The sequence below is a fragment of the Shewanella sp. A22 genome, assembly GCF_053850585.1.
On sequence record NZ_JBSQBN010000031.1, the window covers coordinates 1 to 12190 of the forward strand.

Genomic DNA, 12190 nt, shown 5'->3' on the forward strand with positions numbered 1-12190 from the left:
TCTCAGGTATTCCACTTCTGTGTTACATCGATTTAAAAGGCAACAACCATTTCTACATCAATGTGCCTTGAATTGAAAAACCTGAGAGACTCTGAACTGACCAGATATTTAATGGGATTGGTATAAGACGTTTTTAGCCGACCCCTTCGGGCAACGTTTGTTGGTCATTTTTACTGCATTATCAACTTTTTATGTAGAATAACTACACCACAAAGTCTCTTCTTTGTACAAATGACCAACAATTCGCTGCAAAAACAACCTTGAAAGATCAACAGGCCCTAATAACCTCTCCATCAATTATTATCCTCCTAAGACGTTCACAACATATCTTTTAATTTATATAAGGTAGCTAAAAATAATTATCTGGGTAAACGTCGTTAATTCAACATTCATAATAAATATATATTTAATACATCGATAGATAATATAAAAGCAATTCAATGCCATTATTATAAACGCAAAACATAATATTAACATGGGTACAACATGTACTCTTTTGTTATGACCACCATCACAGAAAACCCATGATACAAATTCAATAATAGAAAAACAGAAGAGGTAACTATGAATAACATAAACACAAAAATATTAGACTGTGCCTCTGAAATTATTTCTAAAGAAGGGTTGATATCATTTTCATTTACAAAGTTATCTAAAGCGTGCAACTGTTCGAAGTCAACACTTTACAGTGAGTTTAAAAGTAAAGAAGATTTAATATCTGGAATATATGAACGCAACATACAAGATATAATAAAATTTCAAGAGCACACCATAGAAATAAAGCAACACACACCTATCGAGCAGTTGGTCTTATTCTGTTTGTACGATGTTATTAGAAGTTATAAAGGAAACCAGCCTGCAGACAAAATATTAATGATTGCAGCGTTAAGTTATATTTTTGATTTTTCTTCAAGATGTTCTCAAGACAAATTAAAATCAGCCCTTATAAAATTAAACGAAAACTTTGAAAATATAACAAGAGATATAGGAGGAAATAAAAAACTCTCTAATGAACTTAGAATATACGCTCGAGGTTTAGTATCCACAACAAATAACAGTACATATTTTAACGAATGCATAAAAGCAGAATTATTGGAAGTATACAAAGGCTTTGATTCAATATTAATAGCCAACAATTGCTTTAATGATTTTATTAATCACGTTGAGATGTCTGTTTTTATAGAAGAATATTTACTAAATAGGAAATAACTATGAAATACAAACTATCGCTAATAGCATCACTCTTTTTTGCGTTTCCGTCTCTCGCAGAAACGGTTATTAACACAGACCTAGTGGTGGTCGGCGCAGGAGGTTCAGGTGTTACCGCCGCATACGCCGCATCATTAGAAGGGGTAAAAAATGTCGTCATTCTTGAGAAGCAACCAAGCATTGGCGGAACAGCAAACTATTCTGAAGGGCTTTTTGCTGCTGATAGCCACATGCAGCTAGAGCGAAATATTGCTTTATCTGCAGATGAATCATTTAAAATGATCATGGACTATAGTCATTGGCGCGCTAATCCTAAGCTTGTTAGGGCTTTTGTAGACAAATCGAGTGAAACGATTGATTGGCTATCCGAGCAAGGTATCGGCTTTAAAGAGGTCACATCTAACTACCCTGGAGGCCTTCAGTCATGGCATATTTTTGATGGCAGAGGCAAGGCGGTCATAAACAATTTCTCAAGTAAATTTGAAAAAATGAACATCAAATTAATGACAGAAACACCAGGTAAAGAATTGATATATGAGGACGGTATAGTCAAAGGCGTCATTGCAGAAAATGAGGCTGATGGTGAAACGTATCGGATCAATGCAAAAGCGGTAATTATTGCAACGGGTGGTTTTTTAAATAACCACGAGATGATGAAAAAATATACCCGATATCCCGATGCTATACCGGTAGGAAATATTGGTAAAACGGGGGATGGTATTAACATGATGTTAGGCGCTGGTGCGGCTTTGGAAGGTATGGAAGTTGTACAATCATACCGGCCTGGAGTAAAAGGCGAACCGACAACCTCTTTGATCTTAGCGACATCCAGACAGCCGTATTTATGGGTAAACCCTCAAGGTGAAAGGTTCACCAACGAAATGGCCATATTCCAATGGCCATATGCCGGCAATGCCTTAGAACGAATTGGAGGCACCATGTATACAGTATATGATGCCGCTACTCGCGACTACATGATTAATCATGGCATTGATGTGGGTGTAGGTGTAATGGTGCCAGTAAAAACTAAATTAATTGGATTAGAAAAAGATCTTGATAGAGGTATAAAGAAAGGCATTGTATTTAAAGGGGCTTCAATAGAAGATCTAGCAAATAAAATGGGGATACCCAGTAAAAACTTAGAAAATACAATCAAACAATATAATTCATTTTCAAAACAAAAGCATGATGATGAATATGTTAAAGATGCTAAATATATAAGAGAAGTAAGTAAGCCTCCTTATTATGCTGTTATTTCACATCCAACCGCATTAGGCACGCTTGGCGGTGCAAGGGTTACTCCTAAAATGCAAGTTGTCGATAATAACATGCAAGTAATAAAAGGTTTATATGCTGCAGGCAATGACGCGGGCGGCATGTATGGTGACTCTTATGATTTATTAATGGCAGGCAGCACAGTTGGTTTTGCTATTAACAGTGGACGTTTATCAGCCGAAGCGGCAGCTTTATATATCAAAGGTGAAAAATGAACAAAGCCATTTTAATATTTTTATTATCAATTGGAATGTTACATTCAAGCTTGCATGCCATAGAGTTTAATAAACACGAGAGAATATTAGAATGCAAAGACTGTCACAAAGAAGGAAAGCCAAATAAAAAAGTAAATAAACGCACTTGTATTGAATGCCATGATTCTAAACCTACAGAATCGAAAACATATATAGATGGTTCAACTGAACGTAATTTCAATATACATGACTCTCATCAGGGAGAGTTAAGGTGCACATTGTGCCATCACAACCATAGTGATTCAAATTTATATTGTAACCAGTGCCACCAATTTAATATCAATATTAAATAGAACCATCTAAATAATACAAATACATAAATTTAAATAATTGAATCCGGCTCAACTGAGCCGGATAGGGAATTTTTATGTCCAATTTTAGATTAAAAAAAGCATTTATAGTCTCTACTGTGATCTTGTTCTGCGGCTCAGTACACGCAACCGATGGGATCTATGGATCCGCTTCTGTCGCCTCAATGTGGAAAACAGGATTAGATAATCAATCAGGCATCGCCACTGGTCATATAGGGTTTATTGATAGCATTAAAACCGAAAACTACTCTGTAACATATAATTTAGAATCATTTTATGCCGAAAGTGGTAATCGCTTTGTCGGAGTCAGTGATGGCGATAACTTCCAAATTAACAAAGCATACGTACTGGTTAGAAGTGATTTTGGTGGATTATTGCTAGGAAAAGGCTACTCCGGCGCTTATATGGACCAATATAATAGAACAGATATTCATCCTTTCACAAATGGTGAAAAATATAGCGCCAATAAACAATTATGGGCGCAAGGAAAATATTCTGACAATATTGCAGCTTACATCACCCCACAAATTAAAACCCGAGCTGGCAATATAGGTTTTAAGTTTGCATATGTTTCCCATGATGCTCAAAACGATGCCAATGATGACGTCCTCGTTGCTAGAATATTGTATTCAAAAGATAATTTCTCAGCATCTTTTAACTATAATCGTATTGATGAAAACTTGAGTGGCAATGAAGGAAACCACCATTACAATAGGTACGCCGCTGGAGCAGACTATTCGATAGACGGATGGAAGTTTGCGACAACCGTTGAAGTGAGTAAAAATGCATTTCATCCAACTTCCGTCAATGGATACGATGAAAATGTTTATGGATTTGCGGTGTCTAAAAACATTGATAAAATTTCATTTGGAGTCTCTTATCAGCTTAGAAATTCTGATTTAGAGAAAAAAGATGACATTGGATTAGCCATCGCTAGCGCGCAGTATCAACTAGATGAGAAGCTCGCTCTGGCTATCGAGACCGCATACTATACTGGTGGTAATGAGTTTGAATCTTTTGCAGAAGATGAGACTTTTACTGTTGGTGCCATATATAAATTTTAGCTTATCTACACAATAAACCTAAAGAGGCGAATGGGTAAAATCATTTAGCCTCTTTTTAGTCATCACACGAGTTAATGAACTGAATAGCCATTTCAGCGTCAATAACATTAGCAAATAAATCAGAGTCAAAACGAAATGCCCCCAATATTGATATCACCCCTTATCGAAGTATGATCTATTTTGGGTAGTATCACAGTGCCAAGAACAATTTAGATGTCTGTATTATAACATCTGTGGCACAAAAAAAAGGAGCATTTTCATGCTCCTTTATCTATCCATATTCGCTTCATAACCCAATAATTATGGTCATGTCGCGTTAGTGATTATGGCGTTTAAATAATGTTTATTCTGGTGCAACACAAGAGAAGTTTGCTGCTTCTTCAATACTGCCAGTACCATTGTAAGTGGCAACTTTAGGGAATGGACATAATGGTCTTGTACGGGTTTTAGACCAAGAATCAGGTAACTCAGCGTTATCTGCACGTACAGCTGCATCGATACTTTCTGGCGCTACACCTTCCTCTACCCATTGAACTAATTCATCTAACATATCGATGTGGTCAGTCGCAGGGCCATTACCGCAATGGTTCATACCAGGAACAAGGAACAAACGAGCAAAGATGTCAGCTTTTCTTTCGTTAGCATCTTGAACACTTTCGTACCAATTGATGGTGTCATTCACAGAAAATACTGCGTCTGAAGTACCATGTAAAACCATTATTTTTGCACCACGGTCGCGTAACACAGACAGATCTTCTGGGTTAGGCGGTGTCATGAATTCCATACCTGATTCAGTATAGTTGGCGTCGGTAGCATTGATTTTGGCTGTTGCCTCATCCATTGAAAATGACTGCACGTACTCAAAACTTCCAAGCTCAGTTGTACCGTCATAAGGTGTTGGCGGAGAACTAAAAATAAATGCAACTGCGCCTGGATCACGCATCATTGCCATAAAGTATTCCCAACCAAAATAATCCTCGGTACCCATACCTGCATCGTAAGGGAAATCGCTGTATATCGCTTCATCGGTTTGGCTGTGATGCGGGCCAGACATAATGTTGTTCATCACTTGTTTTTGGGCTGCCGTTAAGCAAGTACCGTCACGGTCTGCACTACAAGTAGGAACATCTCGATCTAGATTAAACGCTTCTTGGCAAGCAGCAAGGTTATTTACCATGCCATCGCTAGCACCATCAAGACCGTCGCATTGCGCTAGTACTGTTTGTGATACTAGGGCGAATTCAGGCTGGGTAATAGCTTGCTGCAATGATGCTAAAACATTACTTTCATCAACATCAACTAGCGTTGCATATTGCTGAATACCGTAAAGTTGTGCAGAGGCCGCTTTCGGTAAGTTAAAGCCAGGGTTACCCACTAAAAAGCCATCATACATATCAGCATAACGCGTTGCCGCAACCATAGTATGACGACCACCATTTGAACAACCGCCAAAATAAGCACGGTCTGGCTGCTTGCCATAAGCGTACTCAATTAACGACTTAGCCATTGGCGTTAGTTCTGCAACCGCATTGTAGCCGTAATCTAACCGTGCTTGAGGATCGACCCCAAACATTGGCACTGGGCCTTGGTGCCCTGCATCTGAGCTCAGTACAGCAAAGCCTTTATGTAACGCGCCATCGTCTTGCTCTTCTGACGCTAATAAACGACCAACAGCTTTAGCCACTGTGCCATCTAACCCACCATTGGCTTGGTAATAAAAACGCCCATTCCAATCAGTTGGTAAGCGCATTTCAAAACCAATTGCATAATCGGCTTCGCCGCCCAAACCCACACCCGTGCGTTGATTCATCAACCCGGTAATGTGGCAATGTTCTGGTTCATTATAAGATTCAGTTGCACTATAGGCCACAGCACCTGCCGGCACTAATTCAGCCAAGGTAATTTCTGTGGAACTGAAATTAAATTGTGCAGCAATATCTTCACATTTACTTAAAGTAGCAGGAGATGCGGTACCAAGCACAGGTAATGTAACCTCATCATCTGATGAGCTACTGTTACAAGCAGAAAGGGATACACACAATGGACCAGCCAATAGGGGTAGCCAGAGTTTTCTTATTTTCATTTTATTCCTCAATATTTACACGTTCAAAACATACGTTAAACGTATGACATATATACTTATATGTAAATATTGAACAACCAAATGTTCATGAGTTGTCACAGATTTTCATATTGGCGACAGCTTGATAACAAATATGATCGATTAAGATTGTATTATTAATATTTACAGAGTAGGTAAAGCAATAACCTTACCTTAGCCTACTCTGTACATGTTGAAGAGAAATAATCTGCAGCGGAATAGTGCATTAGATATTTAAAAAGCTAATAAATCAAATGGTTATATTAGAACTAATCAATACTGTGTTTAGCGCGATAGTCTTCTTCGACGAGTTCAAGTCGTTGGGAAAATGCCATTAAATGTTGGTACATTTCTGATTCTGCTTTTGCACCGTCGCCGGCTATCACTGCCTCAATAACACAATCGTGTAACCCGGCTGGGTGGACAACATCAGTATCATGATCAAATGAATTCGTGGTATTTCGTATAACACCTAGCAATGACTTGACGATGGCTGCTAAAAATCGATTGTCCGACATATCAGCCAAAATATAGTGCACTTGTTGACGCAAATCGATCGTTTCAGGGTATTCGAGAGTATCATTTTCAGATTGACTGGCTGCTCGTAACTGTTTTGCGTATTCAGGGGTACAATGTTTCGCCGCTAATCGAGCCACCATCGGCTCAATAATAAGCCTAGCCTGACACACTTCAGCAAATGACATTTTACCCATGAAGAAGAGTTCTTGGCAGACGTTACTGAGTCGTTCAAATGTCATTTGTTTTACGAAGGCACCGCCCATTGCACCTTGCTTAATTTCAACAAGCCCACTTGCTTCTAGGCCTTTAATAGCCTCACGCACAACGGTTCTGCTTACTTTAAAGTTTTCAATAAGCTCTCGTTCAGACGGTAATTTAGCACCAGCAACAAATCGACTCTCAAATATGGCACATTTGAGTTGTTGATAGACTTCATCAGAAGCCTTTACTTGCTTGATGGGTTTAAAATTATTCAAAAGTAATCCTAAAATTTGATGACTAAAAAATTATACCACAGCATTTCACAATCAGAATAGCATCTAAAACCAACTCTAATATTTTTCCTATCTTAAATATACTTTTTTTAAAAGCCCCTATGGTCTAAGAATTCGCTATAAAAGTGATCATATTCCCACAAAAATAGTTTTCGTGACCCTTCAGACAGTTCTTACTATCCAGATTTACTCATTGGTCCATATGTCATACATTTAACGTATACATTTAGAGGTATGGAAATTGAGATTTAATTTAATGAATATTTTAGCTAGCAAATTATCAATCGGTGTTGTGTTTATCGCCCTATTGACAATGACTTTCTTCACCCAAGCCGTTGAACTCCGTGGCAGCCATAAAGAAAACAAAGTGGCATGTAAGTCATGTCATATCGATGGTTTGAAAAAACCAGGCAAAATGGAAGGCTGCTTAAACTGCCATGAAAGTTACGACGCTTTAAAAGCGCTAACCGCAGACAAAGGATTAGAAGCAAATCCACATGATTCACATCTTGGTAATCTTGATTGCAGTGACTGCCATCTAATACACAAACCTTCTGGCGAAGCCATTTGTGCAGAATGCCATAATTTTGATTTTGTAACTCCTTAATACCTACAACCCTCAAAGAGGTCGATATGAAAAAACGAACATTTTTTAAATCAGTATTAGCTGTATCTGCGTTGACGCTATTAAATTGCGGCTCAACTTGGGCTGCAACTATTGAAATGAGTACTGATATTGTCATCGTGGGTGGTGGGGCATCAGGCATGGCTGCAGGCACACAAGCTTCTCAGTTAGGTGCAAAAGTTATTATCCTTGAAAAACAGGCAAAAAATGGTGGTACAGGTAACTATGCTGAAGGTTTGTTTGCTGCAGAAAGTAGCTTACAACAGCACCAAGGTATTGTTGTTACTCCAGAATATGCTTTTAAAACCATCATGGATTACAGCCACTGGAAAGCAAACGCAGCTTTAGTTTCTGCATTCGTTAACAAGTCAGCTTCAACAATTGACTGGCTACAAGATATGGGTGTGAAATTTAAGTACATCGGTGCTGGTGCGGCTGGCGGACCAATGACTTGGCACGTAATTGATGGTTACTCAAAGCAAATGATCAAAACGTTCACTGAACAGTTTGAAAAAAATGGCGGTAAGTTGTTATTAAACACTCCTGGCCAAGACTTGATCATTGAAGACGGTAAAATTGCTGGCGTTAAAGCAAAAAATAAAGACGGTGATGATGTCATCATTCACGCTAAGTCAGTCATTATTTCTACTGGTGGTTTCGCAAACAACAAAGAAATGATGAAGCAATATTCTCCTTATCCAGAATTAATCCCAGTGGGTCAAATGGGTAAAGATGGTGACGGCATCAAGATGGCATGGAAAGCAGGCGCGGCCGAAGAAGGCGTACACGTGATGCAATCTTACCGTCCTGGTTTAAAAGGTTTCCACCCTGCTAACCAAATGATCGCTGCAGCAGTTCAACCATACCTATGGATTGACGAAGAAGGCCATCGCTATACCGATGAGTCATCAGTTGAACTTTGGCCATTTGCGGGTAACGCGCTAGAACGCTTAGGCGGTACAGCATATTCAATTTACGACCAAGCAACCCATGACAAGTTTGTTAAGTCGGGTAATGACATGCATTTAGGTAACTGGGTTCATGCTAACACGCCATTAGTAGAGCTAGATAAAGAGTTCAATAAAGAGCTTAAAAGAAACAAAGGTAATGTTTACAAAGCAAACACCATTGAAGATCTCGCTAAACAAATGAAGATCGACCCAGCAATCTTGAAAGAAACCATTGCTAGGAACAATAAAGCTGCGGCAACGCGTAATGATGACCAGTTCTTCAAAAAGCCAAAGTTCTTACGTGATGTAAGCAAAGGTCCATTCTATGCGACTAAACTTCACCCTCGCTTCTTAGGTACTTTAGGTGGCGTTAAAGTTAACGAAAAAACTCAAGCAATGAGCGCAACAACTAAAGCGCCTATTCCTGGTTTATTCGTTACTGGTAATGATGCAGGTGGCTTATATGGTGATAGCTATGACTTAATTATGGGCGGTAGCACATTAGGTTTCGCTGTTAACTCTGGTCGTATTGCTGCAGAAAACGCAGTTAAAACAATTAAAAAGTAATCTTTACTTTAGCCCCGTTTCACGGGGCTTTTTAGACTGAATGGACATGAAAAAATCGACTGCTATTAGTCATGGCTGCAGTATCTCTAACGGCTATGGTTGATACGACAATCAATAATCCGTTTAGTCAGATATATGTATAAGACGCGTTATATTTAGTTAACTTTGTATCGTTACACGCAGAGTTAACCAACAAACACGGACCTCAGTCACTTTACTCCCTCTATTCCTTTAAGAGATTGGGGTCCGCTTTATTTTCACGCACTACTGTTTACCCTATTGATGAGATTATTCAGCAAACCGCAGACTAAACTCTTGAATACGTTTTGCGTTAACCCCAGCATCGCCAATGCCAATCCGCGACACACTGCGTAAGTCAATACGACTTCCCTGTTTGTGCGCTGAAACCACTACCACAACATCATCTGCAAAGTTAAAAAACGGAGTTCTTGCGGTTGCTTCAAAACGTCGGCTCTTTGGATCTTGATCGACAATACTCCAGCCCATTGATGTAGCAATATTAAGTGTCTTTTTATACGCATTATCAACAGTTAAATTAGATACGATAGGTTGAATATTTGGGAAAGCTTGTAATTGTTGAGCTGCAATGTCAGTTCCGCCATAAATCAGAGTATTTTTAGCACCGGCTCGACTGTCAGTTAAAAACTCAAATTGTGGAGGTGACTGAATGTTAGTCGTTATATCGTGTATGGGTAGATATTTTACTGGCTTGATGAGCAAAGCAACAATGCTCGGTAACAATATAACCAAGCCAAGCAATAACGCTAGGGTTGATTTTATTTTACCACTTTTACTTTGAGTCTTATAACTGGTGAATAACACTCCCAACGCAATCACCACGACCACATAACCCAGTAGATTATTGTAATTACGACTAGCAATAAAGCCGACAATGGGGTCCCACAATCCCAATGATGAACCAAATACCATTAAGACAGCAAGGGTCACTGCGACCAATGCAACCACTAACGCAACATTGCCTAAATAATTTTTTTGCATCATATCCATCCAATAAAGAGAACTAACCTATCTTGACCTGAATTTATCAATATAAATTTCTAACAACACAAAATATTCAACGAAAGAAAACCGTTTACTGTTAAAAAATGATATTGGGGTCGATATCTAAACGCCGCATTGTGCGAATTAAATTACTCCGATCAAGCTTTAACTTCCGAGCAACTGCTGCTAAATTACCACGCTCCAAAACGAATACCGCTTGTATTACTTGGCGTTGATATTCATCAGTTGAATCTCGTAATCCAAGTATTAATGCCTGTGATAATTCAATCGATTGCGCAGCGTTATCTACATTATTTGTGTCTGGCATCGCAGAAGACAACGGCTCACTCGATGCAAACTCAAGCCCTAGATGAGCACAGTTAATACTAATAATACTCGCATGGCACCCTTGTTCGCTTATTGCCCTTAATGTTGCACGACTGAGTAGGTGTTCTAATTCGCGAACATTGCCGGGCCAATCGTATCGCATTAATTGCTCAATCGCTGTTTGTTGTAATCTCAGTTTAGCAACACCCAATTGATGCTGGCTTTTTTCTAAAAAATAGCCCGCAAGTAAAATAACGTCTTTACCACGGTCCCGTAATGGCGGTACAGGTAAAGGATAAACACTTAAACGATGATACAAATCGGCCCTAAAGCGACCTTCTTTGACCTCTAACTGTAAATTCCGATTGGTTGCGGCAATAATTCTGACATCAACCACAATGATATTGTCACTTCCGACTCGCTGTATTTCACCATTTTGTAAAGCTCGCAATAATTTGGCTTGTACGGCTAACGGTAACTCGCCAACTTCATCTAAAAATAACGTGCCACCATCAGCCAGTTCAAAACGACCTTTACGGTCACTTACTGCACCAGAGTATGCACCTTTTACATGGCCAAACAGTTCACTTTCAACAATACTTTCGGGTAATGCAGCACAATTAATTTGCACTAAAGATTGCAAATTACGCCGTGACTGTTGATGAATGCTTTTAGCGACTAACTCTTTACCTACACCCGTTTCACCGGTAATCAAGACGGATAAATCACTCGTTGCAACAGTGCTAATTTCCGCTTGTAATCCATTAATCGCACGACTATTACCTATAATAGTTGATGGTCCAAGGATTGCTTGTGCCACTTGGTGATGTTGTTCAATCTTAGCTTCAAGCGCTTCAATATGTTCACTGGTTTTAATCGCTGCGGCCACACCAGCAATATAGGCTCGGGTTTCGGTTGGATTAAGGGCATCAAAACTGCCCGCTTTCATCGCATCGAGTGTTAACACACCCCATACTTTTCCATCTACATAGATGGTACAGCCCATACAATCGTGTACGTGCAATTGTCCACTGTCATCATCCACTAATCCATCGTATGGATCAGCCAAAGCCGAATCGGCATCAAAACGAGTAATGTGTGAGCTGGCTAATATTTGTTGTAAACGGGGATGGTGACTGACAGCAAATTGTCTTGCTAACGCTTCTTGCGTTAATCCCACTACCGCCACAGGCATTAAATAATCATGCTTAAGCTTTAATAAGGCCACTACATCACAAGGGATTGCACGCTTAATCGCTAAAATAAGTCGTAAGTAACGATCCGACTTTGCCAAGTCACGATTTAAATCTTCTACAATATCAATAAAGGGAACAATGTTCATAACAAGTCAAATAAACCTAATTTAGGTTAATTTGACATATATATTGATCTAGGTCAAATTAACCCTTTTGTAATTTAAGTCATATTAATCAACAAGATAACACTTGGCATGTTGTGTGTATTATTCACA

At 39.1% G+C, this 12190-nt stretch carries 10 protein-coding genes; 6 read left to right on the forward strand and 4 right to left on the reverse strand.

Annotated elements, in window-relative coordinates; translation table 11 throughout:
• The first annotated feature begins 564 nt into the window (after window positions 1-564).
• From ACWXWT_RS07825 to ACWXWT_RS07840, 4 genes are all read left to right on the forward strand, one after another.
• Window positions 565-1209, forward strand: a complete 645-nt coding sequence (locus ACWXWT_RS07825) for a TetR/AcrR family transcriptional regulator (protein WP_456041050.1) — start codon at window positions 565-567, stop codon at window positions 1207-1209.
• A 2-nt stretch (window positions 1210-1211) separates the two neighbouring features.
• Window positions 1212-2699: an FAD-dependent oxidoreductase gene (locus tag ACWXWT_RS07830; protein ID WP_456041051.1), complete on the forward strand. Its 1488-nt coding sequence runs from the start codon at window positions 1212-1214 to the stop codon at window positions 2697-2699.
• A gap of 35 nt (window positions 2700-2734) precedes the next feature.
• Window positions 2735-3031: a cytochrome c3 family protein gene (locus ACWXWT_RS07835; protein WP_456041078.1), complete on the forward strand. Its 297-nt coding sequence runs from the start codon at window positions 2735-2737 to the stop codon at window positions 3029-3031.
• Window positions 3032-3105: 74 nt separating this feature from the next.
• Window positions 3106-4113, forward strand: a complete 1008-nt coding sequence (locus ACWXWT_RS07840) for a porin (RefSeq protein ID WP_456041052.1) — start codon at window positions 3106-3108, stop codon at window positions 4111-4113.
• Between the two features lie 343 nt (window positions 4114-4456).
• On the opposite strand, the gene ACWXWT_RS07845 is transcribed toward ACWXWT_RS07840, so the two are convergent.
• A complete protein-coding gene (locus tag ACWXWT_RS07845) occupies window positions 4457-6196 on the reverse strand; it encodes a tannase/feruloyl esterase family alpha/beta hydrolase (RefSeq protein WP_456041053.1) in 1740 nt (579 codons plus the stop codon).
• Between the two features lie 287 nt (window positions 6197-6483).
• Window positions 6484-7209 (reverse strand): FadR/GntR family transcriptional regulator, encoded by a 726-nt coding sequence (locus ACWXWT_RS07850; protein WP_456041054.1) that lies wholly within the window; start codon window positions 7207-7209, stop codon window positions 6484-6486.
• 274 nt (window positions 7210-7483) lie between these two features.
• Here ACWXWT_RS07850 and ACWXWT_RS07855 point away from each other — a divergent pair, with 274 nt between their 5' ends.
• Window positions 7484-7834 (forward strand): cytochrome c3 family protein, encoded by a 351-nt coding sequence (locus ACWXWT_RS07855; protein WP_456041055.1) that lies wholly within the window; start codon window positions 7484-7486, stop codon window positions 7832-7834.
• A 26-nt stretch (window positions 7835-7860) separates the two neighbouring features.
• The gene (locus tag ACWXWT_RS07860; protein WP_456041056.1) at window positions 7861-9369 is read left to right on the forward strand and encodes an FAD-dependent oxidoreductase; all 1509 of its coding nucleotides are present in this window, start codon (window positions 7861-7863) and stop codon (window positions 9367-9369) included.
• A gap of 288 nt (window positions 9370-9657) precedes the next feature.
• Here the strand turns inward: ACWXWT_RS07860 and ACWXWT_RS07865 are convergent, their stop codons facing one another.
• Together ACWXWT_RS07865 and norR are read right to left on the reverse strand one after the other, a co-directional pair.
• Window positions 9658-10392 carry a DUF1499 domain-containing protein gene (locus ACWXWT_RS07865; protein WP_456041057.1) on the reverse strand — a complete coding sequence of 245 codons (735 nt, stop codon included), beginning with the start codon at window positions 10390-10392 and terminating at the stop codon, window positions 9658-9660.
• A 97-nt stretch (window positions 10393-10489) separates the two neighbouring features.
• Window positions 10490-12061: a nitric oxide reductase transcriptional regulator NorR gene (norR, locus tag ACWXWT_RS07870; protein ID WP_456041058.1), complete on the reverse strand. Its 1572-nt coding sequence runs from the start codon at window positions 12059-12061 to the stop codon at window positions 10490-10492.
• Window positions 12062-12190: the final 129 nt, after the last annotated feature.